The sequence below is a fragment of the Gimesia panareensis genome (assembly GCF_007748155.1).
Taxonomy (GTDB): domain Bacteria; phylum Planctomycetota; class Planctomycetia; order Planctomycetales; family Planctomycetaceae; genus Gimesia; species Gimesia panareensis.
The window spans coordinates 5,022,373-5,047,256 of record NZ_CP037421.1 but is presented as its reverse complement, the minus strand read 5'-3'; the positions used below and the strand labels follow the sequence as shown (position 1 = coordinate 5,047,256).

Genomic DNA, 24,884 nt, shown 5'->3' with positions numbered 1-24,884 from the left:
TTCATCTGACAGGGGAGGAGTCTTTCAAATTTATGAAAGCCATGGTATTGAATCAGCGGGCAACGATCAGTTCTGCCCCATTGATTTGCCAGGAAGTTCCCGATCCTGAGCCAGGTCCTCACGAAGTTCTGATCAAAGTGCACTGCTGTGCTATCTGCCGGACCGACCTGCATGTGATCGAAGGTGATTTACCCGAAGTCAAATCCCCAGTGATTCCAGGGCATCAGGTGGTGGGCAGCGTGATCAAAACCGGGGCCGATTGCCGGCGTTTTCAGATCGGTGACCGCGTGGGTATCGCGTGGCTGCGCAAGACCTGTGGTGAATGCGAATTCTGTCAGTCGGGCAGAGAGAATCTCTGTGAAAAATCACTGTTTACCGGCTATCATGCCGATGGAGGCTATGCGGAACTGGCGGTCGTCCATGAAGACTACGCTTATCCTGTTCCCGATGTCTTCAGTCATACCGAGGCGACTCCCTTACTCTGTGCCGGCATCATTGGGTATCGTGCACTGTCACGCAGCGATTTACAACCCGGCCAGCGACTGGGGATCTACGGGTTCGGGTCGAGTGCCCATGTGGTGATTCAGATCGCCCAGCACCGAGGCTGTGAAGTTTTTGTCGTCACCCGAGGGGAGAAACATCGCCAGCTGGCACGTTCCATGGGGGCGACCTGGGTAGGCGAACATGCCGAACAGATGCCGAAAAAAGTGCACTCGGCGATTATCTTTGCCCCCGCGGGAGAACTGGTTCCCGCTGCTCTCAAATACCTGGAGAAAGGGGGCACACTGGCACTGGCGGGGATCTACATGACAGACATCCCCCAGCTCAACTATGAAGAGACGCTCTTTTATGAGCGGAACCTGCGGTCGGTGACCGCGAATACCAGACAGGACGGCCGTCATCTGCTGCAGGAAGCCTCACAAATTCCCATCCATCCACACATCACCACATTTTCCATGGAAGAGGCTAACCAGGCTCTGAATCTGCTCAAAAACGATGAAATCAACGGGACTGGTGTCCTGGTCATGGATGCATAAAGAGCGATTTCTTCCCGTAGAGCATCTCATTGAACCATTTCTGCAGGTGCGAGCAGGGACACCTGCCGGTTATACTGGATGCTGTACGAGTTAATTTCACCGACGCTCTTCCATGCTACAATGATTTTGAGGCCTCTGATGCGGATGCGCTTTGCTTTTACCGGTTTGACATTATTTTCTCTGTTGTTTTTTTCTTTCTGTTTTGCAGAACCAGTTCAGGCGGCACAAAGTCAAGGCGAACAGAAGAAACCGAATGTGCTGTTCATCGCCATTGATGATTTACGCACAGAACTGGGTTGTTATGGACATCCCCATGTGCAGAGCCCGTCTCTGGATCGACTGGCTTCGCAAGGCGTCCTGTTTACTAGAAGTGGTTTCATAACTTATTAAGTAAGGTGAACACGCACGCGAGTTGTGCGAATCCTAAAAACAAATGACTGTATCGTTCATATCGTATTACCAGACGACGAAAGTTGAACAGCCAGCTGATGGTGCGTTCGACTTTCCAGCGGCGTCGATATCGCCGCAGAGCACGCCCGTCTTGCGTCGCTGGTTTCACACGGTTCTTGCGATGCGGACAGATCAGCTCTATCTGCCGTTCCGCCAGCTCTGTGCGCAGGGGATCGCTGTCGGCCGCACGATCATAAATCAGGCGATCGGGGTCGCGTGGCAAAACTCGCTGGTCCAGCAGGGATTCAATCAGCTTCACCTCTGCCGGAGAGGCACTGGCACGATCCAAAGCGAGAGGGAGCCCGTTTCCGTCGACCAGCAGCATAAGCTTGGTTCCCTTTCCCCGTTTTGTCTTTCCGACATCGGCGCCCCTTTTTTTGCGGGGCAGAATGTGCCATCCCCGAATGCTTCCGACCAGACAACCAGCTTCCGGCGGTCTAAGTGTTCGAGCAATCGCTGCCACGCTTCCAGGAAGACACCGTCTTCGGTCCATTCCTTGAAACGCCGCCAGCAGGTGCTGGGAGATGGTAAAAATGTTGGTAAATCTTTCCATCGGGCACCGGTCCTTAATACCCAAAGGATTCCTTCGAGGCACTCGCGGGGAGCCACTCTGGGCCGCCCTCCGGCTGCGTTTACCGGTGGTTCTGGAAACAGATCTTTGATCAGAAGCCATTGCTCGTCCGAGAGTTGTGGTTTTGGTTCCGTCCTGGACCCGGTAATGTTGCGACCTGTGGCAGGTCGTGACACGCGGGTCATGGTCATAATGAGACCTCCTTTCGAGGGAGGTACTCGTACAAATACTATACCAAACTGTTCACGTAGTTTTGGGTTTTGAAACTACCTCTAATCACTTCGTGCAGGTTCCCACGTGTGGCGCTTCTCGTTATGCATTATTAACGGGACGCAGCCCCCGGAATTCGGGAGTGACACGCAGTAACCAGGCGTTCTATCGTGGGGCATCGGCACTTTCTACAGAGCAGACTGCCGGGGCGCAGACCATGCCGGAACTGTTTCGAAGGAGTGGTTATCAGACGGCCTGTATCGGCAAAATCTCGCATACGGCAGATGGTCGGGTTTTTGAATATAACGGGAGTGGAGACGGGAGAGACGAACTGCCTCATGCCTGGGACGAACTGGCAACTCCGTTCGGTTCCTGGAAGCGGGGCTGGGGAATCTTTTTTGCTTATGCGAACGGTCGCAGCAGGGAAGACGGGAGCGGAATCCGGGATCTGATGCAGTTCAGTGTGGAAGAAGACGAGGATCTCCCCGATGGTTTACTGGCCCGGGAAGCGATCTCAAAGCTGCAGGCTTATAAGAAAGGAGAGCAGCCGTTCTTTCTGGGGCTCGGTTTCTTCAAACCTCATTTGCCCTTTGTCGCACCGCAACAGGACTGGGAGGCGATTTCTAAAATCAAGATTCCCGATGCGCCTCACCCCGAGAAAGCGAATTCCGCTTACTGGCATAAAAGCGGCGAGTTCTACAGCTATAATATGAAATTTCCCAAGACACGACCATTGGCTGAGCGGGATCGGATGCAGGCCCGTCGTGCTTATCTGGCCTGTGTGCGGTACGTGGATCGGCAGGTGGGGAAGGTGCTGAAGGCACTCGACGATCTGGGACTGAGTGAAAATACGATTGTCGTTGTCTGGGGAGACCATGGCTGGTTTCTGGGTGATTCTGCACTCTGGGCTAAGCATGCACCGCTGGAGCGGGCCTTGAACAGTACTTTGATTATCCGGGCACCGGGTGTCTCACAGTCGGGACTCAAATCGGACGCACTGGTTGAGACCCTCGATCTATATCCGACTCTGGTTGACCTCTGTCAGCCTTCATTCCAGAAAACAGAGCATCCACTGGATGGAGTCAGTCTCAAGCCGCTGCTGACTGGTCAGAAAAGCAAAGTCCGTGATTACGCGCTGAGTTACTGGAATACAGCGGTCAGTGTGAGAGATCAGTCACATCGCCTGACGGCAACTATGAAGAAGGGCCGACCCACAAATGTGGAATTGTATGATCTTTCAGAAACGCCGGACCCGGTCCAAAATCTGGCAAAAGAACAGCCGGAACTGGTGAAACAGATGCTGCAGGCGATTCCTGACATGAAACGTCCTAAAACGGACTGAAGTGACGACTGACTCAGAGCAAATGAGTTTTCATCCAGGTCAGATATTCGGCGGCGTAGGCGTTAAGATTATCCAGGCTCCCTCCCCCTCGGATGGGGGAACACATTTCGTAGGTGGCGATCCCATTGAATCCGCCTTCTTTCAGGCCGTGGAAAAAGGCGGAATAGTCGATAAAACCGGTGCCGAATTTGACCGCGCGGACCAGATCCGGTTCCAGTTGCTGATAGTTGATCAGGTCTGGCTGATAAGAATAGCGGGGCAGCCTGATGTAATCGGCGTTGGTGGTGATCGCTGTATAAGGGGCCATCTTACGGGCGGCTTCATACAGGTTTTCTCCACGCAGGGCCGGTGACCAGGCATCAAAACCGAGCTTACAGTTGGGGCGATCAATATCATGCAGGAGTTCCAGCAGGGCATCAGAGTGAACGCCGACATCATGATGATTCTGGACAGCCAGAGTAATCTCATGCTCGGCAGCACGGTCACAACATTCCTGCAGTGCGGAGACCACCTGCCCCCACAGTGCGTGGGGGCTCAGTCTGGGAGAATCATAGGCGGTAAAGATCCGCACGGTACTGGCTCCCAGTTGTCGGGCGATCTGGGCCAGTTGCTGGACGTATTGGATCTGCAGTTCCACCAGGGGCACTTCAGTGGCTGAAGATCCTGCGAAATCAGTGTATCCGCCGATAATCGCGCAGTTGATCTGGTGTTCTGCGAGCGCGCCTTTGATCGATTCGATCTGCTCTTCAGTAACATCCAGCGGTGCCAGATGGGGCCGTTTTCCCATCAGCATCACAGAATGATAGCCTGTTCGTGCCGCCTGAGCGATGAAGTCATTCACATTGAGTTTGTGCTGGCCCCAGAACCCGGCATAGCTGACAGAAAATAGACCGAGCTTCATGATTTCGTTCCTCTGATGTTTGATCTGCAGGTTTCAGTGATCAGCCCAGTTCTTTTCCGACAGCTGCAGCAACTTTGCGACAGGTTTCCATGGTTTGAGCGAAGACTTCCGGCGTGAGGGACTGGGCACCATCACTCATGGCCCGCGAGGGATCGGGATGAACTTCGAGGATCAAGCCATCACAGCCGGCGGCGATCGCAGCGGCACACATGGGAGGCACCAGACTGGCGACGCCGGTACCATGACTGGGATCGATGACCACAGGCAGGTGAGTGCGTTCGTGCAGGTAAGGGACGGTGGCCAGTGGGAGGGTGAAGCGGGTATGCGTTTCGAAGGTGCGAATACCGCGTTCACAAAGAATGACCTGTTGATTACCCTGGTCCAGAATGTATTCTGCTGCCAGCAGGAACTCTTCGATCGATGCAGCCGGTCCCCGTTTTAACAGGACTGGAAGTCGGGTTTCCCCCACGGCCTGCAGTAGATGATAGTTCTGCATGTTGCGGGCACCAATCTGCAGGACGTCGGCGTACTGGCAGAGCAGATCGACGTGATGCGGAGTCATGACTTCGGTTACGACTGCCAGTCCCGTTTCTTCCCGGGCCAGGGCCAGCAGTTTCAGGCCTTCTTCTTTCATTCCCTGGAAAGAGTAGGGGCTGGTGCGGGGTTTGAACGCACCGCCGCGCAGGCCGGTGGCTCCGGCTGCTTTGACCTGGTGAGCGACCTGGAGAATCTGCTCTTCACTTTCGACCGAGCAGGGACCTGCGATGACTCCTACATGGGAACCGCCGATGGTCAGATCACGGATTTTGACGACTGTTGGTTCCGGTTTTGTCTCTTTACTGGCGACTTTATAGGCAGCCACAATGGGAACGACTTTTTCCACTTCTGCACAGGATTCCAGCTCTTCCTGATGGCTGTCCCGTTTGATACCCGCCGCCGCGATGACGGTGCGTTCTTCGCCGACGATCACGTGTGCCTTCAGGCCCATTTCCTCGACCCGTTTGACCATGGCCTGCACCATTTCTTCAGTGGCGTGCGGTTTCATTACTACAATCATGGCTTTGACTCGTTTCTAATTCAGTTTCAGGGAATAAAAAAAGCCCTGTAACCAGGCAGGTTACAGGGCCAATCGAAATTCGGGGGCTGTTCAATTGCTATGAACGTTGTCTGCTTCGATCGGTCAGGTAACCTGTTCCGGTAAACCAATAGCTAAAAAAGTGCCAGGCTGAATAAAATGACAGCCGCACGAAATTAAAGCTAAAAGTACCAAACCGATGTGTCACGGAGAAACTCCAAATCGAAAAATTTTCGAATTCAAAAAAATATCTATAGCTGGATCATACTCCTCTGTCCAGTTTGAAGTCAACTGATTTTCCGGAAAGATTCTTCCGCTGGCTTTCAGATCAGGAGGACTCTTCCGAGTTGCGGTTTCGCAGTTGCGAAAAACTGATCGCTTGAGACTGGGGAACGGGGGACGTTTTGGAACCGGGCGGTTGGGTTTGTGGCTTACTCATTTTTTCCGTGCTGCCGCTGGTTTCAGAGAGACCCTGCATCCGTCTGCGGATCATTTCGGGTAACTGTTCAGGCGAGGATTCGGGAAGGAATCCGCTGCGTTCATAGCGCAACTGGCGGAGTGATTTCATGGTGGCAGACTGATTGAAGCAATCGAAAGGGTAGCAGGCCAGAATCGCTCCGAGCATCGCTTCCCAGTGATCACTGGTTTGACTGGTGAGACCTGAGGGAAATGAAACACGCAGTCCCGCCATGATCAGGTTCCAGGCTTGTCCGGCGTGGGGAGCAGTGGATTGTGACAACTGGTCTTCGCCAAAATCACGTGCACGCTCAGCATCGTGGGCGAATTCTTCCAGGCCAAATCTCTGGATATACTGACCTAACAGCATGTCAGTCCAACGCTCAATAGAACGGCGGGTGGCATTGATGCGCTTCATGACTTCGTTGCTGAGTCCCTGTTCAGAGACCAGGATTTTCAGGATGATCCGTTTGACATCCAGGAATGACAGAAACAGGCTACGGGCGATGGGCTCGGCCTGACATTGTCCGCGCTGGTGATCAGAAGCAGTAAAGACAGCAGTAACGACTCGAATCAACATTTCTTCAGCGAAGAAATCTTTGAAGATGATTTCCAGTTCAGCCTGTGATGCTTCGATTTTTAATTCGGACTGACTTAACGCTTCCAGAGTGGCGCGTCTGTATTTGATATGCTCCTGCCCATGCGACCAGAAGTCGCACAATATTTCCGGGGCGAAGGGACCGTTGCCTTCTATCAGTGAAAGACTTTGGGATGTAAGCAGGGCAGTCACCTGAGCAGTCAGTTGAGAATTCAATTTGATACCGTTCTGATCTGAGAGATGTATGAGGCAATTGACTGAGATTGAGATTGGGGAGTGCTCCATCCCCAGTGCCTGATACTTCGCAAAACTGATACCAGTTTACTCGGAAATAAAAAACTCTCTCATAAACTCCCTGTTTGCAGAGGTTTATGAGAGAGATGTGAATCGACATACGAACTGCTGCGCTGAACTATCCCATCAGAGTGTTGATTTTAATCAACATGGAATTATTTTTTGGGTGCCGTTTTCGCAACTTCTTCCGGGGTCAGTTTCCTTACGCGTATGTTCTTCAGTGCGGCGGTCGTAGCAAACGAGGTGATTCCAAAAGGTCGGGAAAGTTCGACTTCATGTCGGATGGAAATTTTGCGGTCCTTGAGATTCTGATCAACGATCTGCTTTCCATTCAACCAGACCTGAATTTTATGATCTGTGACCTGCAGACGAATCTTATACCACTTCTGTTTTTTGAGTGTCTGGAATGTGGTGGTACTGTTCTGTGAAGCATCGTCGCCGTCGATACTTGAGAGCCCGCACAGACTGCCTCCCCAGCCTCCCAGGATAAAGGAACAGGGATCTTTTTTGACGGGGAATGTCAGTCCACAGAAGAAATCTGTTCCATCCACCCGCATTGCTTCCAGTTCGACTTCATAGTTGTTTGAAGGCATTTTTTTGAGATCGGTCAGTGTGACCCCTGTCAGATCGACTCCCATGTCGAGCATCAGATTTCCATCTTTGACATGGACTTCGCCTTCGCCTCCGAACTCGGGAACTTTCCAGCCGTCCAGGTTTTTTCCGTTAAACAGAGAGACCCATTCCTCCGTTTTTTCTTTTTTTGCGGCTGATTTTGAGCTGCCAGCATCTGTTTTTTTCTCCGCAGCGGAGGAATCTGTGGTGCTGAAAAGTACGAGGGAGAATAACAGCAGGCAGGACCAGCAGTTAGTGTAGAATCTTTGTGAAACGGGAGTCGCTGAGGTTTTGTGCATGGTATGGTCCAAAACTATGTAAAAAATGGTCTGACAGGGAGTTAGATATCTCCCTATTAGAAAATAACAGCAGACGATCTGAAAGCGAAAAAATACAGTTTGTTGGGATTATAACGAATTCAGGGAGGAGGAAATCGGAGGCCGTTGATTCCCCATGCGGGAAGGAAAAATGTGTTCATCACTTTTCCTTTTTTGAACTAAGTTTGAGTGAAAACTATCACAAGACTGACGGAAAAATTCTATTCACTCAGCTGGAAAGTTAGAAAGCGCAGGGCCCGTTGTATTTTCTCTATGCCTCAATTATAGAAGTGTTCACGAATCACGTCGCAACGGGTGCGTCCAGTGCCAGCGTGGTGGCTATAGCCAGTATCTGCCTGATCCAGTATGTCGTTTACACATTCAAAATGTCTGCGATCCGCAAAGAAAATGAAGAGTACCAGCAGCATTATCATGATGTCGAGGAAGAACTGAATGACGTCCAGTCGGACCGGGCGATGACTCTGATTGAGAATCATATTCTGCGTGAGTTTGTTGCCCAGTCAGAATTCGACCAGACAATTGATCTGCTTCTGAAACGTTATGTACCTTCCATACGTGAGGGGCTGGGGCTGTATCTGAACCATGTGAATGGTGAGTTCAGGTTGCGTGATGCACGAGGGATTACCAGGAATTCGAAAGCTATCTATGAAGTAGATGACTGGCTGCTCAAGAAGTTGAAATCACAGAACGTGATTCTCCTGCGTGGGCAGGAATTACGTTCCTCAAAAATTTACAGCTGTTTTGATGAGCAGGATAAACCACGGATTCATAAGCTGTGCCTGCTGGCAGTCTATGATAAAAACGCCATCTCCGGGATATTTCTGACGACGAACCTGTATCCAGAAGGGGTTGATGAGCAGCAGCAGATTAAACTGGCCAAACGGCTGCTGGTTTGTGTTTCACGGAACATTGTCAAAAATCAGGATTATGAGTCGTACCGTTTTGAATTACGGGTAACCAGGGAGCAGCTGGAACTGCGGGCGCTGGCCGATCAGCAGTTTAAAACCCCGGTGATCATGCTGGAAGAATTTCTGGATCGGCTCCGTCAGTTGACAAACTCCAGTAGAGCCAGTCTGTTTTTATCGACACCCCGAGACTTTTCGAACTGCAAGTCCATTGTTGAATGTGGAATGACGTTACAGGCCGGAGTCAAAACCCGCTGGAAAGAGCATGAGCTGACGCTGGTGCGACTGGGGCTGAACTCCGGTGAAAATACATCTCTGGCAGGCGAACAGCTTGAAAATCATGGCGTGCGTTCTCTAATCGGAGCGGCTCTGGTGTCTCCGCTTGTTACCAACCGGAAGTGGATTGGAGCCATTTGCCTGACGAACCAGGATTGTCAGCCTTACGACGAAAGGTCACTCCGGCTGATTTCCTGGGCATCTCAGTTTCTCTCGAATACACTGCTGAAAGTGCTCAATCACGCTAATATCGAAAAACAGGCCAAGCAGGATGGTCTTACCGGTCTGGTGAACCGTCGCTCTTTCGATGAACTGATCGAAAATCAATTCGGTCGAGCCCAGGCGGCCCAAAGTGCCTGTTCCCTGATTCTGATTGATCTCGATCATTTTAAATCAATCAACGATAACTATGGCCATCAGGCAGGAGACGAAGTACTGCGTCGTGTCGCGGCGATTCTGCAGGAACGGATCAGAGAAATCCGTTCCTCCGACAATGTGATTGCGGCCCGGTATGGTGGTGAGGAACTGGCCATATTACTCCCGGAAATCGGTTTAGCGGGGGCCGAGCGGATCGCGGAAGTGATTCGACATTCCATTGAAGTTGCCGTCATTGAATTCAATGAGACGCGGATTCCTGTGACCGCAAGTCTGGGGATCTCTACTTATACTTCTCAGCCCATGGAAAGTGTACAGACGCTGGTTGCAGCTGCTGACGGGGCACTCTACCAGGCAAAATCAGATGGTCGAAATCGAGTTTGCAGCCTGACTTCTTCTCCGGTATTAACGAATCCGTAAATCTCCTGCTTTCAGGCTTGTTTCAGCAGTGGATGTCATGAACAATGATTGAGAGGATTCTCGACCCTGCAGCAAAATCTGTGAATTACGCAGATTCTGCAGAGAGAATAGCCAATCCAGCCTCCACGGTGAGTAGTCCCTGTTTCCCATTCGAAGTATAAATCACTGATGTCAGAATCGATTCCACACGAGCCCGGTTCCATTCCTGCCAGAGGGCGGGTGATCGCCGTTATGCCGGCCTACAATGCTGCAAGCACTCTGGAACGGACTGTCGCCGATATCCCTGAGGGGTCTGTCGACGAGATCGTACTGGTAGATGACTGCAGCAGCGATAATACCGTTGAGGTCGCGCAGCGACTGGGACTGACGGTCATTCAGCATGAACGCAATACGGGATATGGGGGCAATCAGAAAACCTGTTATCGCTATGCCCTGGACGCAGGAGCTGATTATGTCGTCATGATCCATCCGGATTATCAGTATGACAGTCGCGTCATTCCAGTCGCAGTAGAACTGATCCGCTTAGGGATTTGCGATGTCATTCTGGGATCACGCATTCGAACCAGAGCAGAGACTCTGGCCGGTGGGATGCCGCTTTACAAGTACATCGCGAATCGCGCATTGACGATCATCGAGAACATCGCTTTGGGACAGAATCTGGGTGATTTTCACAGTGGCTTTCGAGCTTACAGTCGCGCGGTTCTGGAAAAGGTCCCCTTCGAGAAAAACTCCGATGACTTTGTGTTCGACAGCCAGTTTCTGGCGCAGGCAGTCCGGTTTGGATTTAAGCTGAGCGATATCCCGGTCCCGGTGCGGTATTTTGAAGAAGCCTCCAGTATCAATTTCAAACGCAGTGCCCAGTATGGACTGCTGACGCTCAATGTAATGGTTCAATACTGGCTAAACCGCCTGGGGATCTGGAAGTCCGAGCTCTTTACGGAAAACCGTCAGCAGCTGATCGACTCAGAGAAGTGATCAGTTTTTCGCTTTGAACTTGCCGGCATCGTAATCTTTCCAGAACTCAGCGGCCGCCTTGACATCATCAAAACTGGTGCCGATTCCCTGTAGTGATGGGCTGTCCCGAATCACTTCGATGCCTTTCGTGATTTTTGACGGAGTGAAAATCAGTCGCTGGAGGGGCATTCCTTTCAGAGGTGTCAGATCGGTGACATCAGAACCGGCGAGGTTTAAGCGAAGGATCTGCATCCCTCTGATTGGAGTGATATCGGAGACTCCGGTATCCTGAATATCCAGACTTTCGAGCAGCATCCCTTTGAGAGGGGAAATATCTGTGATCTCCGTTTTCGGGATCCAGAGTGTTCTGAGCGGAAGCGTGTTAACCAGTCCCAGGTCTTTCACTTTGGTGTCAAACAGATTGAGCTGATTTAAAGGCATTCCTTCCAGAGGGGAGATGTCGGAAACGGGAGTGTGTTCCATACGCAGAATCTGCAAAGGCATTCCTTTCAGGGGACGCAGATCCGTGACAAAAGTGCCTTCCAGAAAAAGCTGAGTGAGCTTCATCCCTTCGACGGGACTCAAATCAGTTACCGGGCAGTTCGTCAGATCCAGAAATTCCAGTTTGAGCCCTTTGAGCGCCGAAATATTTTCGACGTTCATATTGAAGAGGTTCACTGAAACAATATTTTCCTGATTTTTACCGAATACGGCATTGTTCTGGTACTTCGGGTTATCTTTTTTCAGTCGTTCGTTGATGTCTTCCTCGGTCAGGACGACAGGAGCGGCCGGGGCCGTGGGAATAGGGGGATCTTCTTTGACAGTCTTGCTGTCCGGCTTGGAGGCCGGTTCCTGATTACAGCCTGAAAGGCTCAGGATGGATGCGACAAAGCAGAGTGTCATGTAGAGAGGGAGCTTGTTCATATCGAATAGCGCTTTCGCAGGCAAAAATAAGCTGATCAGTTTAAAAATTCAGTAAATCAAATTGAGAGACTGTTCATCGAATCGCAGCCCCCAACCGGGCCGGTCAGAGACAGAAATCAGCCCGCTGTCGATTTCGGGTTGGCCTGTGACCCACGTCATCCAGGGACGGCCTGTTTCGGCTAAAGGTTGAGGGTCCAGGGCTGCGATTGCGTGCAGCGCCCAGATTTCCGCTCCCCGGTGAGGACAGACGCGCAGGCCGGCTCTGTTAGCCATTTTGTAGATTTTGATTAATTCCGTCAAACCCCCGCACCAGCAGACATCGGGTTGCAGGACGGTATGCAGTTTCTGGTCGATCAACTGGCTGAAGGCTGCTGCTGTGAATTCATGTTCGCCTCCCGCAATCGGGACTGCTGACAGTTCCTTCAGTTGTGCGTAGCCTGCCAGATCGTCGGGAGAGAGCGGCTCTTCGATCCAGTCAACTTGAAAGGGGACAATTGCTTTGGAGATCGTGACCGTCGATTCCAAATTCCATTTCATCCAGGCGTCTACCATCAACAGGGGATCGGGACCGATGAGAGAGCGAGCTGTCTCAATTGCCCGGATCATCTGATCCTGCTGGTCGGGGGCTGCTACTTTCCCCAGGTGCAACTTGTAACCGGCATGAGGTTCAATCGACTCCAGGTCTTCCGTCTTCCAGACGGTGCGGTAAGTGGGAATTCTCTGTCCCGGCTGTCCTCCCAGCAGCGAAACGACAGGCAGTCGCTCGGCTTTCCCTTTGAGATCCCACAACGCGAGATCGACTCCGCTGATGGCCATGATGGCGATCCCTTTGCGGCCGAAAGCGAGCGTGGACTGGTACATTTCATCCCAGAGCCGGGAGATGTGTTCTGGATTTTGCCCCAGCAGAAGATCGCGCAATACGGTTCTGACGACATGGATACCTGACAGGCCGCCTCCCCCGACACCGTAACCTGTAAGTCCGGAGTCGGTATCTATGGCAATCAGAATCTGGCCCAGGCTGGTTCGCCAGTCGGGAGGCGAATTCTCTCCCACGGGTTGTATCGCACGCACGTCTGTGATTTTCATACAGACAGTTTACCGAATCTCAGCGGAAAATGCAGCGATCTGATTTCTGAATTGAATTGCTCGGGGAGAATTTTCTCTGAGGCGGAGCTCAAGAGAATTCGAACACTGATTATTTTGACCCTTCGGCAACCTGCTGATTTTTGGGCTGGGCCTGAACCGGTGCCACGCGGAAATTTTTAGGCAGGTTCTTTTTCAGCCAGTCATCCATCGATTTGGTGACGTCCGCGGCAATCTTGGGAGGATTGCCTGGCTGAACGATGGTTGCCACCGGTTTGATGATCTGCTTGTAAGCGTCGTTGACGACGGTCTGATTGACCTTTTTCTGAGTCAACCCGTTATCCATTCCCGGTGCCAGCGGTTTGAAGGCCAGATACACATTCCAGAAACAGCGTTTCCAGAAGCGGGCATTATTGTTCTTGTTATACTCATTGACCATTTTGCGGGTCAGGTCAACAATCGAGTAAGTGATCAGCTTGATATCAGAGCGGGCATTGAGCGGCAGTTTGCCAATATTGTACGCCGCTGCAGTTCGCACTCCCCAGGTCCGTTTGGGGTCTTTCATGACATTCAGCAATGCATCAACGACTACAGGCTGACGTGCCAGGTTATCCGTGATGCCCAGGGAGCCCAGAGCGTCGATCAGGCTCCGCTGATACCAGGAGTGTTCCTTCAATGAATTTTTGATCTGAGGGATGAGTGCTTCGGCAATTTTGACACGCAGCGCATTGCTGGGCTCACCCATCTCACCAATCCGACCCAGACCGTTGGCAGCAACGATCTTCACTTCTACTGGTTGAGTTTCGGATTCCAAAACTTTCAGCAGTGGGGCATAAGCCAGGGTATAAGCGGTTCGCTTGGTCTTCTTGCGGCGGTCTTCATCTTTCAGGTCAAGTTCGGACAACAGGACAACGGCACTGAACCGGACCAGACGGTGATTGTCAAACAGATCGGGGGCAAGTTTGGTGAGCTCTTCCAGATATAACTCTCGTGCCTGGAAGTTACCGGAGACCCGTCCCGAGAATTGGATATCACGCAGGATATTGGCTCGCAGTTTTTTCAGATCCGTCGGATTTTCCGGCTTGTTGGGATCATTTTTAAATGTCATCAGGTACAGCTGGTAGCGGGCACCGTCTGCGATCAGTTTCTTGTCCGCATTTCCGTTGATTTTACCGCCGCGGAGAACTTCGTCAAAATCGCGTAATTTGGTTTTGCGAAATTTGACCGCTTCATCTTCTGTCATCAGGGGTTTGTATTCGTTGAGTGCTTTTTCCTGCGCTTTCGCATCCGGGTTCGCCTGGGGAGGATTGGATGGTGCTGCAGTCTGCCCGCACAGCATTGCACTGTCTGAAATAAATAATCCGACAACCAGCAGAAAGAGCCCTGTGATTCTGGCGGCTGGCACTTCAATTACTGATAAGGCCTCATACGAGCATCTGGATTGTCGCACGGAAAGTTCCTTCATTCAACGTTCAGCTCGAACCCCTGTTACACGGAACAACTTGAGGGGCATTCTCGACTACAATAGGGAGCGTGACATTCAAGAAAATATTACACAAATAAGGCAAAAAACTCTATGGCAGCCGAAAAGAATTCCTGTGATAAACTACCGACCGCTTAACTGGTTCCGGATGAAACGGAATGAGGAGATGATCTACTCTTAATAATACGATAAATGCAGTGCAGATACCAATTAAATCTATCAATTATTAACAACAGACAATTGCAATTACCGACTAATACAGGATGAATTCGATGAAAAAATGGGTGAATACCCGAGGGCTGAATTCAGGCTGTTTTAAAAACAGTAATTTTATTATCTTACGTTATCGCTTTACCTTACGAGCTGTCAAGATTTTTCTCCATTCTGAATCCGATTTCTTACCGGGCTGAGTCGAATGTAACGTCTTCTTGATATTTTAAAATACGTGTATCCGTGCAAAGTCTGGAAACAGGCTTCACTCAGCAGGCGAAAGGTCTGAGGTGGAATTCGCCACTGAGTTGTTTGATGGGAAAAGTCGAGTAGTAGGGATTGAATGATCTGTAGTGAACGCATTGAAAATATGAGTTCCCTTTGGAAGGGATGACCAATGACAGTTTTTTATCAGAGCAAGACTTTTCTGCAGCATGAGACCGGTGCACATCCGGAAAATCCACAGCGTCTGCGGGCCGTGATGGACGAGGTGGCTGCGGAACAGATAGCCAGTCTGACCGTGGAGAATGATCCCGCTGTGAAAAACGGGCAGGAGATTGAACGAGTCCATACAGCAGCTTATCTGAAATCCGTAGCGTACTTTTGTGCTGAGGGAGGAGGACGGATTGAGACTGATACTGTGGTTTGTCCCCGATCTTTTGAGGTGGCACGCTATGCCGCAGGCTGTGCAGTGAAGGCGGTCGACCAGGTCGTACAGGGGAAAGTGAAACGTGTATTCTGTGCAGTCAGGCCGCCGGGACATCATGCGCTCTCGAACCAGGCCATGGGGTTTTGTCTGATCAATAATATTGCTGTGGCTGCCAGACATGCGATCGTGCATCATCAGTTAAACCGGGTCCTGATCGTGGACTGGGATGTGCACCATGGCAATGGAACACAGGACATCTTTTACGAAGAGGATCAGGTCTATTTCTTTTCAGCACACCGGCATCCCTTCTACCCCGGAACCGGAATGGGAGAGGAGACCGGAGTCGGTAAAGGTCTGGGGACGATCTGGAATCTCCCCCTGGCATTTGGGATTTCCCGGGAAAAATATTTCCAGGAATTCGAACGTATGTTGCTTCAGGCCGCTGAAAAATGTAAGCCGGAACTGGTACTGATCAGCGCCGGCTTTGATGCCCACAAAGACGATCCGATTGGTTCGCTGGGACTCGAAACCGAAGATTTCGGCAGGTTGACCCGACTGGTGGCAGGAGTGGCCGATCAATACTGTCAGGGACGCATCATCAGCCTGCTCGAGGGAGGCTACAATCCACAGAAACTGGCGGAATCAGTCGTCTGTCATCTCAAGGAACTCGGGACTGCTGCCTGAGCGAGAATGATCGGCTATTTCTGGTAGATGGGCAGATACCCTTTATCGAGCTGCAGAATGGTGGCATTGATGGCTGTCGTGTAGACGGGACCGACGTGCCCCTCCATCCAGGCTCCGGAGGCAGACTGCTTACGCAGTATCTGCTGTCCGATATCCTTGATATATTTATCCCAATCCTTGGTTTCGCCTCGATACATGACCTGAGCATAGTAGAAATGAGCGTAATGCCAGTGTCCGAAATAGCGATTTGAACTACCGCCCGGCCAGATGTTTTTCTTGCAGTAATCCAGCATGTTTTTCAGGTGGTCGGAGTCGTATTCACCCGCGTTAAACAGAGCGGCACAGGCAGCAGCCGTGATCGCAGGACGGGCTCCCCCACCGCGGATACTGTACTGCACACCTCCCTCCTGAGTGGTACAGTCGGAGATATATTTCTTCGCCCGATCGATGATTTTTTTGTCAACGGGAATCCCGGCATTTCGGCAGGCTCGCAGTCCCTGCACCTGGGTGATACAGGTTGAACCTTCATCAAAGTCATTTCCGTCTTTGGCGGAAACATAGCCCCACCCACCCCGGGTCGTCTGGGCACCGGCACAGAATTCGACCGCTTTCATCAGAACCTTCTTCAGTTCTTCGCGGCGGAGCGCGTCCTCTTCCTCCCCGTAAACCTGGGAAAGAAAGACCATTGAATAACCGTGTCCGTAGGTATAATGATAATCGTTTTTGTAACCGATCAGCCCATTCGGCTGGCTCATCTCCAGCAGGTAATCAACTGCGTTCTGGATGTTCTTGGCGTACTTCCCTCGGGTGGTGGTCGAACCTTCTGCCAGCAGCGCATTTCCGGCCAGGGCTGTCATCGCGACGCGGTACTGGCCGCCATTGGCTTCCCAGTAACCCTGTCTGCGCTGCTCGCGGGCCAGATACTCCAGTGCATTCGAAACCGCCTTCTGATATTTGGGGTCCCGGTTTTTGGCTGAGACGGTATCCGTGCCGCACAGAATCACAGCGACTGTTAAGAGCATGCCGAATAGTATTTTTTGCATCTGAAACTCCCTCTCTTCAGAGGAACGGTGATCTACTCATCTTGAGAGACAACCAGTCGCTGCAAACACCTGAGTCCTACGCGGCGCTGATTGACTCAGGCAGAATGCAACATTGCTGTGTGATTATTTCTCAACCCATTCAACGGGCTGAGGCTCAATTTCGTCGTGGGGCCGGTGGCCTGCATCAGCACGTCCACTCCCCTCCAGGCGACTGATGACACGGACTGTCATATCGTGATCGCAGAGGATCTGACAGCTCAGCCGACAGCCGGTCACTTCCCGGGCTTCCAGTGTGTTTTTTTCGGCGACCGTCATTTTGTCTGGTTCGCCTTCGATGAATTCCACTCGACATGTTGTGCAGCGCGCTGCGCCTCCACAGGCATGTAATTGATCGATCTGGGCATCATCCGTTAAAGCTAAAACCAGACGTTTGCCTGGCTCCACATCGAATTCTCCTACATTTTCAACAGTCAGTTTTGGCATTATATCCTCAATCTAAAGTAGTGATTTGAATCAGAAATTCATCATGAATTGAAACGATTGTGTAGCGATCACTGTACTGCAAATTATATGCATTTTGTATTATAGGGACAGAGGGAAATTAGTTAAGTCGGCATGACAAATTCATGTTCCGGGTGGGAAACGGTCAGAACCGGGCAGGGGGCCTTGCGGACTACTTTTTCTGCCACACTCCCCAGCAACATGTGTTTGAGGCCGGTCCGACCATGTGTGCCGATGACAATCAGATCGATGTCTTCCTGTTTGGCATATCTGATAATTTCCAGAAAAGCAGGGCCGACGCAGACTTTGCGGACCACTTTGAGATCTTCTGTCCCCGCAAGCCCCGGCATTTCTTCCAGCTGCTTTTCTGCCAGATTCTGCATGTCTGCCACCAGGTCATTCATGGATGTTCCCATCATATTGGGCTCCGGAAACATAGCGACAGCATCCTGTACTACGTTCAGCAGGTGGAGCTCCGCTCCAAAGCGTTTTGCTAATTCGCAACCATAGAGCAGGGCATGCTCTCCAAATTCACTGAAGTCGGTGGGGACGAGTATCTTTTTCAGGTCGATCATAGGTTTACTCCTCGTGGCTCCAAATCGTGATCGGGACTTCTGTCACACCTATTGTAATCAATCACCCTGGGTAATGCCGATACCGGGTGGCACTCTTATCAGAAATTCATCAGATCCCATCGGATGGTCAGAATCGGCAGTCCTGATCAAACGGGAAGAATCGCTAAAAACGGACCAGTCATCCACTCTGGCAGATTCTGAAAATCCGGTTCGATCCGCGAATTTCAGCATGCCCTGGTCAGTTACAGGTTATACGACCGTTAGAGCTCAAAAAATAGAACTATCAATCACGACACTTGTATTTATGAGAAATCGTTTTTGCAAGAATAAACGGATATTGGTTGAACCGATTCTAACTGATTCAGCACTTTCCGGTGGCAGAATTCATCCAGACGAACCGATTTTATTTCGTGTGCCATACCACATTTTCAACGGGAGTCAAACTGGAAATGTGGTTTTTTCAAATTGCCCGCCGCATGGGATGAAATGAGGATCTCAACATGTCACTGCCATATTCGAAATCGATTTCTTTAGCACTCTGTCTGTCCACCATGACAGGGTTATATGGCTGTCAGTACGCACAACAGAAAGTCTATCAGCAGGCTTCACGGTCAGGAGCCGAGTATGAGACCGCTCCTTACAGTCAGCTGGATCCTCCCTCAGACTATCGTAGTCCGAATCATTACTTTAATGAGCCGGCACCAGCGCCCGTTGACGATTCATTTCCTCCCGCGGCTCCCCCGAGCCTGGTTCCGCCGCAGCCCGAAAAGTCAGCCAATGAACGCGTCTCGTACATCAAGCGGATCTCCCAGGAAGAAGAACCTGAGGATCAGGAATACTTCAAGTCGATGTTCGATTCGGAACCGGTTGAGCCAGCTCAAAAACACCTGGGACTGGTCCCGCATTACTCGACTGTTTCCAGTTCGGTTTCCCGCAAGGTGAAGCAGATGAATGGCAAGGTGAAAGATTTTTATACCCGGATGAAATCGCATGTTAAAACCCCGGACTGGGTTCGCAAGGTTTCAGGCAGCTATGTCGAAGTCTCTGAACCAGGCCCTGTTTGTGGAGAAATGTCCTGTGTCGAGTCTGCCCCGTTTCCAGCGGATGTCCTGCTGGAATCAGAGCCGGTCGAAATGCAACCTGCTCCGGCCTATCCTGCTCCACTTCCACCGGCACGTCAATTACCTGCACCACCCCAGCAACTGCAGCCCCAGCCCGAATTGAAATCTCAGCAGCTTCCCCAGTTACCGCCCTCGGGTGAAGCAACCCAGTGGGATGATTCATGGCGAGTTTCAGCGACTCTGGAACAACTGCCTGTCAAGGATTATTCGACGCTGGATGATCAGCTGGAAATGTGGCCCTATTCGAAGCAGCGTCTGCAACAGCAGGCTCGCAAGTTTGATTTCAAAACGGCCACGCCTGTTTCCGCACCACGTACTTTTCAGCCCGCTCCACAGCTGGAGCATCCGCGGGAATTGACGGTCCCATCCATGATCTCTCAGGAAGAGGCCGCCCCGGTCCGGAAAATCAGTTTCGAAAGAATACAGGATGGCTCGGAACCTGCTCGTATTCTCATCACGCCCCGCAGGTAGTAATGCAGCGATATCATCAGGGGGGATCATACCCCCCTGGATGGAAGGGGTGACAGCGGCAGATTCGCAGGACTCCTTTGATTGAGCCTCTGATGGCGCCATATTTCTTGACCGCCTGAATGAAATACGCGCTGCAGGTCGGGTGGAAACGGCATTGTTTCCCGATCAGGTGACTCAAGGTCATCTGATATAAACGTACCATTCCGATCAGTACTGTCGCCGGCAGATGGTACAGGAATTGGCCGATTCTCTTTAGCGTTTCTCTCATAGGCGTTCTGGTGCTGGCAGACGTTGATCCAGTTTCCGGGCCAGGCGGAGCAGAGATTTCTGGTAGGCTTGCAGATCCCCTTCTTCAGTCGGACGCGGGATCGCGATGATATCCAGGTTCGAGGGCATTTGATGCCGGACCAGGCGAAACGCTTCTCGAAGCAGCCTTTTTTTTCGAGCTCTGCGGATAGCATTCCCGTTTTTGCGGGAAACACTGACACCCAGACGGGAGTGATCGAGCTGGTTGCGGATTGCGAACAGTAGCAGATTCTGGTCTCCTGCCCGCTGTCGTGCGTTATAGACCGCCGCAAAATCCTGCTGGCTGCGAATCCGGTTTGCTGGAGGGTGCCCGAACTGTTTCACTGGAAATCCTGCCTTCCCACGTGCTGTTAGTGACCTACGACTGGGGCGGATCTTTCTCGACTGGCTCTGATTCTTCCTCTGTTTCTGGTGGAGTTTCTTCCCGTGGAGGTTGAGGACTGCCATGCGACTGAGGCGGATAAGGCCTTCTGATCATACTGCGGACCGAGTGTCCGAACAGTGAGGTAAAGATCAGAATTCCAATTCCCGCACCTGCCAGAACCCAGACGATCAGAATCATGACACCCAGTTCCCGGGGACGTTCGTCTTTTTTCTCTTTATCTGACTTTTCGTCCCCTTCTGCGGAGTCCTCCGGCAGATCGACATCGGCCTGAGCCGCTTCTTCAACGGTCGCAGACCCCGCTTCCTGATCTTGTGCCAGTAGTGTTTCCGGCCCCTGACTGAAGAAAACAGTTACCAGGCACAACACCAGCAGGTTGTACCAGTGTGAACGCTCTGTTTGCTTTGGGGGGGAGACGTGCATCGGGATCACCATACTTTCGAGCGGGGATTGTCGTGTTTCAGTTGCTGCAGTTGTTCATAGAGCTCTTTTTCCTGATCGCTCAGGTCTTTGGCAGCCACAATTTTGATCGAGCAGATCTGATCTCCCGGCTGTTTGGTTTTCTGGTCTGTGATTCCTTTGCCACGTAATCGCAGCTTGGTGCCACTGGAAGTGCCGGCAGGGATAGTTACGGTGACTTCCCCCTCGGAGAGCGTCGGAACATCGACCTTCGCACCCAGAGCGGCTTCGGTAAGGGTGATGGGAACTTCCAGCAGCAGGTTGCTGCCATCCCGCTTGAAATAGGGATGGGTTCCTACTTTGATTGTTATCAATAGATCACCTGCCGGGCCGCCATGAATCCCGGGACCTCCCTGGCCGCTGAGCCTGATAACAGAACCAGTATCGACGCCGGCTGGAATTTTAATTGTCAGACGTTCGGTTTTGCCCGCTTTTTGCACACTGATCTCGTGTTGTCCGCCAACTGCCGCCAGATGGAAAGGAATCTCGATCTGCAGACGCTGCGATTCTCCTTTTTGCGGTCGAGGTTGTGCCCGTTTGGCCCCGCGAAATGCGCCGCCAAACAGGTCTCCGAGATCGATCCCTCCACCGCCAAACAGATCTTCAAAATCAACGGGACCAGCGCCGCCTGCAGACTGGTAGTAGCCTCCGCCCCCGCCACCCTGCCCTGCGTGCTGGAAGGCGTGGCCGAACTGGTCGTATTGTTTTCGTTTTTCCTCGTCGCGTAAGACTTCGTACGCTTCCTGAACTTCTTTGAATTTCTGATCAGCCGTTTTATCATCCGGAGCCATGTCGGGATGGTATTTACGGGACAGTTTTCGGTACGCTTTTTTGATTTCATCAGCGGAGGCGCTACGGGAAACTCCCAGAATATCGTAATAATCGCGTTTGTTCATGGGTTTAAAATTCGTACTGGCTGCCAGAGGTTCAAGTAACAATCGATTCCAGGCCTCTGGTTTGACTCTGAAAACACTAACACTAAACGAATGCTATCTCCCGGGAATCAGCGTTCAAGTCACGCACTTCCACTGATTCAGGACTGGGAGCATTCTACGTTTGATTTTAGCTGGTTTTCAAGTTTGCTTCGTCTATAACTCCTTATAATCAGTCCTTTTATTTAAAGAATACGATTTAAATTGATTCATTGCTGGAAGCGATCTGCATAGAATGCCTGTACTGCGAAAAGTCGGGAATGATGATTGAGACTGGAAAACCGCCTGCATGCTGAAATTTGCCCTTCGAAATCTACTGAGCCGCTCACTGAGATCGTTTCTGTGTCTGATGGGGCTGACCATTGCTATCGCGGGGATGGTGGGGCTGTTCTCGATCGCCGGGGGGCTGGAAGAGACCGTTTCCCAGACATTCGGGAAGATCTCAGGGATTGTCGCCATGCAGCCGGGGGCGCCCATTCCCCTGTTCTCGCGGATTCCCCGCAAGTGGGGCGATGAGATTAAAGAGATTCCGGGAGTGGCAATCGTGAACCCCGAGATCTGGTCGAGAGTGAATATCATCGACGGAAAACCGGTTGTGAGTCCTCCCCGGTTTCTGTTTGGTACAGACCTGCCTACCCGCACCCGGCTCAAGCATGGCATCTACCGGGATGCGATCTATGCAGGGCGCTTCCTTGATCTGAGCGATCAGGGAAAACTCAATGCCGTCATCAGCCGCCAGATTGCCGAGCAGCACCAGAAGCAGGTCGGGGATTCCATCGAAGTGAATGGTCAGGATCTCACGATTATCGGGCTCTATGAAACAGGCTCCATTCTGCTGGATGTCGCCATCATTCTGGATATCGAGGTGGTACGGGAAATCACCCGCTTCGATCCGGACAGCGTCAGCTGTTTTTATATCGAACAGTCAGGCGAAGTGAAAAATGATCCACTGGTGAAGTCGATCAAAGACCAGTTCCGGGATCGCGAACTGGCTTCCTGGCAGCCAGCTTCTCTGGCATTGGCCAATCGTTCTTCGTCCAATCTCCTCAAAGATCTGATGCAGGCAATTGACCAGGGGCTGAAAGGAAATTCTCCGCCAGCATCAAATCAGAACGAATCGACAACAGTTTCAGAGAAAATCACAACTGAGACTGCGGCAAACGATGAGGCAGAGCCTGAGAAAGAATCTCCCAGTGCGCTCGAAGTACGGGCGGCGTCTGACTGGGGGGATCGCCTGGAAACCTTTACAGCGGATCTGGATATCTTCCTGGGTTTGCTCACTGGAATCGGGGTGTTGATCGCCATGTTGAGCATCATCAATACGATGCTGATGAGTGTGATGGAACGGATTGTCGATTTTGGAATCCTCAAAGCCAATGGCTGGTCAAACCGGGATGTGATGCTGTTGATTACAGCGGAAAGTTCTCTGCTGGGAGTTGTCGGGGGTATTCTGGGAGGCATCCTGGGACAGATCGCGATTGTGATTGTTAACTGGAAATTTGCGGATCAGGTCCATCTCTATGCCAGCCCGGGGTTGTTGCTGTTTGGGGTGTTTTTCAGTACCAGCCTGGGAATACTGGGAGGCCTGTATCCCGCCTGGTGGACCACGCGGATGACACCCATCGATGCGATTCGCCGAGGTTAATGGAGATCGCGGTTCAGAGATAATGAGAATGAGGAAGTGAGCAGGGAATTATGATCGAAGTGCGTGAGGTCACGAAAATTCATCAGAGTGGTGAAACCGAAGTGCACGCTCTGCGCGGCGTGAGTTGCCGGTTTCCCGGCCAGACGTTCTCTTTTATCCTGGGTCCATCCGGAAGTGGCAAGAGTACGCTGCTTTATCTGATGGGGGCACTCGATACTCCCACATCGGGTGAAATCTTCGTCCAGAATCGGTCTCTGGCAACGCTTTCCCAGAGTGAACGGGATGCTTACCGCCGGGATAAAGTGGGGTTTGTCTTCCAGAATTTCAACCTGCTCAAGAATCTGAATGCACTGGAGAATGTACTGGCCCCTTATCTGCCACAAGGGATCACCTCAGAACAGAAAGAACGGGCTCGGGAATTACTGAAACAGGTGGGGCTGGAACAGCGAATCACGCATCGCCCCAATCAGCTTTCCGGCGGGGAACAGCAGCGAGTGGCGATTGCCCGGGCATTACTAAAGCGGCCCCTGTTGATACTGGCTGACGAACCGACGGGCGAACTGGATACCAGTACCGGCAGGGAGATCTTCGAGTGCCTCAGGGAGATGAGCGAGCAGTACAAGACAACGGTGGTCATTGTGACTCATGACGAACGCTACATCAGGGAGACGGATCACATTCTCCGCCTCCGGGACGGTAAAATTGCTGATGTGCAGGCTGCAGAATCGCTGTCTGCAGAGACGGGAACATAAAAATTCCGTTGCGATACCAGATAATCGCAACGGAATTAAACACTCGAAACCGTTGACGCTGATTACGATTTGTTGAGTGTAGGGCTGAGGGGGATGTCCTCAGACGGTGTCAATTTTTCCATCGTGGGTTTTACGAAATCCGGGGCCCGCTTCTTCCGGGGGAGTCGCATAGACGTTCAGGCGGACCAGTTCCAGATCGGCCAGATGTCCTTCAATGGTGATATAGGCAGCAGCCGGATCGCAGGTCGTCTCTGCTACAGGCTGTTCCAGGAAGTTAAAGTGGAAGCGGTTTACAGATTCGAATCGGTCGAGCAGCTGCAACAGGTCGAACTGGAAGCTGGCGGCGATAAACTGACCGTCTCTTTCACCACCGACAATTTCTGTGCTGCCGAGGAAGAGGCCCACTTCCCAGCATTCTTCGGTGAACTGACAATCAAAACCGACGCGTCCGACTTCTTCAAAAGGATTAAAGATGTCGGCGACTTCGTCGACAAAGCTGTTGAGCCACAAAGGGCGACAATTCAGATTCATGGATTCTGAATTGAAGTTTTCCATCTGTTTCATCAGGTGTTGAATCGGCAAGTGTGAATGGGCCAACGTTGTTTCTCCGTCTCAATCTTTGGGGTCTCTAGGGATGAAGTTTTAAGTGCTCTCAAAGGTGTTGCAATTGGGGGCTGTAGTTTTAAGTATCGGGGAAATCACAAGAAAGACCACACAACATTTCTGTGCTTACCGTCAGATGAGAGGCTTCAAGTGTGCGTAGGCGCAAAAGTGCCGAAGCGGACTGTCGCACCATTCCCTCTATATGCCGGGACGGTACTGGTCAGTCCGATTGTGTTGCCTGCTGGCA

At 51.6% G+C, this 24,884-nt stretch carries 25 protein-coding genes; 9 read left to right on the top strand and 16 right to left on the bottom strand.

Going from position 1 to position 24,884, the window contains the following annotated elements; genetic code table 11:
• Positions 1 to 32: 32 nt before the first annotated feature.
• Positions 33 to 1,037 (top strand): zinc-dependent alcohol dehydrogenase family protein, encoded by a 1,005-nt coding sequence (locus Enr10x_RS18745; RefSeq protein WP_145450993.1) that lies wholly within the window; start codon positions 33 to 35, stop codon positions 1,035 to 1,037.
• Positions 1,038 to 1,115: 78 nt separating this feature from the next.
• The gene (locus Enr10x_RS18740; RefSeq protein WP_232093050.1) at positions 1,116 to 1,427 is read left to right on the top strand and encodes a sulfatase-like hydrolase/transferase; all 312 of its coding nucleotides are present in this window, start codon (positions 1,116 to 1,118) and stop codon (positions 1,425 to 1,427) included.
• Here Enr10x_RS18740 and Enr10x_RS18735 read toward each other — a convergent pair.
• A protein-coding gene (locus Enr10x_RS18735; RefSeq protein WP_390620441.1) for an IS5 family transposase occupies positions 1,414 to 2,243 on the bottom strand; the annotation gives its coding sequence in 2 pieces (ribosomal slippage) (positions 1,414 to 1,853 and positions 1,853 to 2,243; 831 coding nt in all). The genes Enr10x_RS18740 and Enr10x_RS18735 overlap by 14 nt on opposite strands.
• A 68-nt stretch (positions 2,244 to 2,311) precedes the next feature.
• On the opposite strand from Enr10x_RS18735, the gene Enr10x_RS18730 reads away from it, so the two are divergent.
• The gene (locus Enr10x_RS18730) at positions 2,312 to 3,610 is read left to right on the top strand and encodes a sulfatase (protein WP_261343239.1); all 1,299 of its coding nucleotides are present in this window, start codon (positions 2,312 to 2,314) and stop codon (positions 3,608 to 3,610) included.
• Positions 3,611 to 3,623: 13 nt separating this feature from the next.
• Here the strand turns inward: Enr10x_RS18730 and Enr10x_RS18725 are convergent, their stop codons facing one another.
• The 4 genes from Enr10x_RS18725 to Enr10x_RS18710 all read right to left on the bottom strand — a co-directional run bounded on the left by Enr10x_RS18725 (position 3,624) and on the right by Enr10x_RS18710 (position 7,845).
• Positions 3,624 to 4,511, bottom strand: a complete 888-nt coding sequence (locus Enr10x_RS18725; protein WP_145111256.1) for a sugar phosphate isomerase/epimerase family protein — start codon at positions 4,509 to 4,511, stop codon at positions 3,624 to 3,626.
• 40 nt (positions 4,512 to 4,551) lie between these two features.
• Positions 4,552 to 5,568 (bottom strand): 3-deoxy-7-phosphoheptulonate synthase, encoded by a 1,017-nt coding sequence (aroF, locus tag Enr10x_RS18720; protein WP_145111253.1) that lies wholly within the window; start codon positions 5,566 to 5,568, stop codon positions 4,552 to 4,554.
• Between the two features lie 346 nt (positions 5,569 to 5,914).
• The gene (locus Enr10x_RS18715; RefSeq protein ID WP_145111250.1) at positions 5,915 to 6,856 is read right to left on the bottom strand and encodes a hypothetical protein; all 942 of its coding nucleotides are present in this window, start codon (positions 6,854 to 6,856) and stop codon (positions 5,915 to 5,917) included.
• Positions 6,857 to 7,089: 233 nt separating this feature from the next.
• Complete coding sequence (locus Enr10x_RS18710) at positions 7,090 to 7,845, bottom strand: 3-keto-disaccharide hydrolase (protein ID WP_145111245.1); 756 nt, start codon at positions 7,843 to 7,845, stop codon at positions 7,090 to 7,092.
• Between the two features lie 353 nt (positions 7,846 to 8,198).
• Between Enr10x_RS18710 and Enr10x_RS18705 the strand changes: the two genes are divergently transcribed.
• Together Enr10x_RS18705 and Enr10x_RS18700 are read left to right on the top strand one after the other, a co-directional pair.
• Positions 8,199 to 9,860, top strand: a complete 1,662-nt coding sequence (locus Enr10x_RS18705) for a sensor domain-containing diguanylate cyclase (protein ID WP_145450991.1) — start codon at positions 8,199 to 8,201, stop codon at positions 9,858 to 9,860.
• 168 nt (positions 9,861 to 10,028) lie between these two features.
• Complete coding sequence (locus tag Enr10x_RS18700; RefSeq protein ID WP_232093048.1) at positions 10,029 to 10,835, top strand: glycosyltransferase family 2 protein; 807 nt, start codon at positions 10,029 to 10,031, stop codon at positions 10,833 to 10,835.
• Here Enr10x_RS18700 and Enr10x_RS18695 read toward each other — a convergent pair whose 3' ends face one another.
• From Enr10x_RS18695 to Enr10x_RS18685, 3 genes are all read right to left on the bottom strand, one after another.
• The gene (locus tag Enr10x_RS18695) at positions 10,836 to 11,738 is read right to left on the bottom strand and encodes a leucine-rich repeat domain-containing protein (protein WP_145111239.1); all 903 of its coding nucleotides are present in this window, start codon (positions 11,736 to 11,738) and stop codon (positions 10,836 to 10,838) included. It lies immediately after the preceding gene.
• Positions 11,739 to 11,786: 48 nt separating this feature from the next.
• Positions 11,787 to 12,809: a mandelate racemase/muconate lactonizing enzyme family protein gene (locus tag Enr10x_RS18690; protein WP_197996091.1), complete on the bottom strand. Its 1,023-nt coding sequence runs from the start codon at positions 12,807 to 12,809 to the stop codon at positions 11,787 to 11,789.
• 124 nt (positions 12,810 to 12,933) lie between these two features.
• Positions 12,934 to 14,271 carry a HEAT repeat domain-containing protein gene (locus tag Enr10x_RS18685; RefSeq protein WP_145450990.1) on the bottom strand — a complete coding sequence of 446 codons (1,338 nt, stop codon included), beginning with the start codon at positions 14,269 to 14,271 and terminating at the stop codon, positions 12,934 to 12,936.
• 640 nt (positions 14,272 to 14,911) lie between these two features.
• Between Enr10x_RS18685 and Enr10x_RS18680 the strand changes: the two genes are divergently transcribed.
• Positions 14,912 to 15,847 carry a histone deacetylase family protein gene (locus Enr10x_RS18680; RefSeq protein WP_145450989.1) on the top strand — a complete coding sequence of 312 codons (936 nt, stop codon included), beginning with the start codon at positions 14,912 to 14,914 and terminating at the stop codon, positions 15,845 to 15,847.
• 14 nt (positions 15,848 to 15,861) lie between these two features.
• Here the strand turns inward: Enr10x_RS18680 and Enr10x_RS18675 are convergent, their stop codons facing one another.
• The 3 genes from Enr10x_RS18675 to Enr10x_RS18665 all read right to left on the bottom strand — a co-directional run bounded on the left by Enr10x_RS18675 (position 15,862) and on the right by Enr10x_RS18665 (position 17,966).
• Positions 15,862 to 16,890: a prenyltransferase/squalene oxidase repeat-containing protein gene (locus Enr10x_RS18675; protein ID WP_145111227.1), complete on the bottom strand. Its 1,029-nt coding sequence runs from the start codon at positions 16,888 to 16,890 to the stop codon at positions 15,862 to 15,864.
• Between the two features lie 123 nt (positions 16,891 to 17,013).
• Positions 17,014 to 17,373: a 2Fe-2S iron-sulfur cluster-binding protein gene (locus Enr10x_RS18670; protein ID WP_145111224.1), complete on the bottom strand. Its 360-nt coding sequence runs from the start codon at positions 17,371 to 17,373 to the stop codon at positions 17,014 to 17,016.
• Between the two features lie 122 nt (positions 17,374 to 17,495).
• Positions 17,496 to 17,966, bottom strand: a complete 471-nt coding sequence (locus Enr10x_RS18665; RefSeq protein WP_145450988.1) for a universal stress protein — start codon at positions 17,964 to 17,966, stop codon at positions 17,496 to 17,498.
• A 500-nt stretch (positions 17,967 to 18,466) separates the two neighbouring features.
• Here Enr10x_RS18665 and Enr10x_RS18660 point away from each other — a divergent pair, with 500 nt between their 5' ends.
• The gene (locus Enr10x_RS18660) at positions 18,467 to 19,558 is read left to right on the top strand and encodes a hypothetical protein (protein ID WP_145450987.1); all 1,092 of its coding nucleotides are present in this window, start codon (positions 18,467 to 18,469) and stop codon (positions 19,556 to 19,558) included.
• Between the two features lie 16 nt (positions 19,559 to 19,574).
• Here the strand turns inward: Enr10x_RS18660 and yidD are convergent, their stop codons facing one another.
• Genes yidD through Enr10x_RS18640 form a run of 4 tightly spaced genes read right to left on the bottom strand, consistent with a single transcriptional unit; the run spans position 19,575 to position 21,601 of the window.
• A complete protein-coding gene (yidD, locus tag Enr10x_RS18655) occupies positions 19,575 to 19,826 on the bottom strand; it encodes a membrane protein insertion efficiency factor YidD (RefSeq protein ID WP_145450986.1) in 252 nt (83 codons plus the stop codon).
• Positions 19,823 to 20,188: a ribonuclease P protein component gene (rnpA, locus tag Enr10x_RS18650; protein ID WP_232093047.1), complete on the bottom strand. Its 366-nt coding sequence runs from the start codon at positions 20,186 to 20,188 to the stop codon at positions 19,823 to 19,825. Before rnpA ends, yidD begins: the two co-directional genes overlap by 4 nt.
• Before the next feature lie 34 nt (positions 20,189 to 20,222).
• The gene (locus tag Enr10x_RS18645; protein ID WP_145450984.1) at positions 20,223 to 20,669 is read right to left on the bottom strand and encodes a hypothetical protein; all 447 of its coding nucleotides are present in this window, start codon (positions 20,667 to 20,669) and stop codon (positions 20,223 to 20,225) included.
• A 5-nt stretch (positions 20,670 to 20,674) separates the two neighbouring features.
• Complete coding sequence (locus Enr10x_RS18640; RefSeq protein ID WP_145111205.1) at positions 20,675 to 21,601, bottom strand: DnaJ C-terminal domain-containing protein; 927 nt, start codon at positions 21,599 to 21,601, stop codon at positions 20,675 to 20,677.
• Positions 21,602 to 21,926: 325 nt separating this feature from the next.
• Here Enr10x_RS18640 and Enr10x_RS18635 point away from each other — a divergent pair, with 325 nt between their 5' ends.
• Both Enr10x_RS18635 and Enr10x_RS18630 read left to right on the top strand, forming a co-directional pair.
• On the top strand, positions 21,927 to 23,282 hold the full coding sequence (locus Enr10x_RS18635) for an ABC transporter permease (protein ID WP_145450983.1): 1,356 nt from the start codon (positions 21,927 to 21,929) through the stop codon (positions 23,280 to 23,282).
• Positions 23,283 to 23,332: 50 nt separating this feature from the next.
• Positions 23,333 to 24,034 (top strand): ABC transporter ATP-binding protein, encoded by a 702-nt coding sequence (locus Enr10x_RS18630; protein WP_145450982.1) that lies wholly within the window; start codon positions 23,333 to 23,335, stop codon positions 24,032 to 24,034.
• 99 nt (positions 24,035 to 24,133) lie between these two features.
• Here Enr10x_RS18630 and Enr10x_RS18625 read toward each other — a convergent pair whose 3' ends face one another.
• Positions 24,134 to 24,631 (bottom strand): hypothetical protein, encoded by a 498-nt coding sequence (locus Enr10x_RS18625; protein ID WP_145111196.1) that lies wholly within the window; start codon positions 24,629 to 24,631, stop codon positions 24,134 to 24,136.
• Between the last annotated feature and the right edge of the window lie 253 nt (positions 24,632 to 24,884).

Bases quoted from the DNA above. Each gene is read 5' to 3' on its own strand.
- Enr10x_RS18700 (WP_232093048.1), top strand. From the start codon at position 10,029: ATGTCAGAATCGATTCCACACGAGCCCGGTTCCATTCCTGCCAGAGGG.
- Enr10x_RS18675 (WP_145111227.1), bottom strand. From the start codon at position 16,890: ATGCAAAAAATACTATTCGGCATGCTCTTAACAGTCGCTGTGATTCTG.
- Enr10x_RS18635 (WP_145450983.1), top strand. From the start codon at position 21,927: ATGCTGAAATTTGCCCTTCGAAATCTACTGAGCCGCTCACTGAGATCG.
- Enr10x_RS18630 (WP_145450982.1), top strand. From the start codon at position 23,333: ATGATCGAAGTGCGTGAGGTCACGAAAATTCATCAGAGTGGTGAAACC.
- Enr10x_RS18645 (WP_145450984.1), bottom strand. From the start codon at position 20,669: ATGCACGTCTCCCCCCCAAAGCAAACAGAGCGTTCACACTGGTACAAC.
- Enr10x_RS18665 (WP_145450988.1), bottom strand. From the start codon at position 17,966: ATGATCGACCTGAAAAAGATACTCGTCCCCACCGACTTCAGTGAATTT.
- Enr10x_RS18640 (WP_145111205.1), bottom strand. From the start codon at position 21,601: ATGAACAAACGCGATTATTACGATATTCTGGGAGTTTCCCGTAGCGCC.
- Enr10x_RS18710 (WP_145111245.1), bottom strand. From the start codon at position 7,845: ATGCACAAAACCTCAGCGACTCCCGTTTCACAAAGATTCTACACTAAC.
- Enr10x_RS18745 (WP_145450993.1), top strand. From the start codon at position 33: ATGAAAGCCATGGTATTGAATCAGCGGGCAACGATCAGTTCTGCCCCA.
- Enr10x_RS18695 (WP_145111239.1), bottom strand. From the start codon at position 11,738: ATGAACAAGCTCCCTCTCTACATGACACTCTGCTTTGTCGCATCCATC.
- Enr10x_RS18680 (WP_145450989.1), top strand. From the start codon at position 14,912: ATGACAGTTTTTTATCAGAGCAAGACTTTTCTGCAGCATGAGACCGGT.
- aroF (WP_145111253.1), bottom strand. From the start codon at position 5,568: ATGATTGTAGTAATGAAACCGCACGCCACTGAAGAAATGGTGCAGGCC.
- Enr10x_RS18670 (WP_145111224.1), bottom strand. From the start codon at position 17,373: ATGCCAAAACTGACTGTTGAAAATGTAGGAGAATTCGATGTGGAGCCA.
- Enr10x_RS18725 (WP_145111256.1), bottom strand. From the start codon at position 4,511: ATGAAGCTCGGTCTATTTTCTGTCAGCTATGCCGGGTTCTGGGGCCAG.
- Enr10x_RS18740 (WP_232093050.1), top strand. From the start codon at position 1,116: ATGCTGTACGAGTTAATTTCACCGACGCTCTTCCATGCTACAATGATT.
- Enr10x_RS18660 (WP_145450987.1), top strand. From the start codon at position 18,467: ATGTCACTGCCATATTCGAAATCGATTTCTTTAGCACTCTGTCTGTCC.
- yidD (WP_145450986.1), bottom strand. From the start codon at position 19,826: ATGAGAGAAACGCTAAAGAGAATCGGCCAATTCCTGTACCATCTGCCG.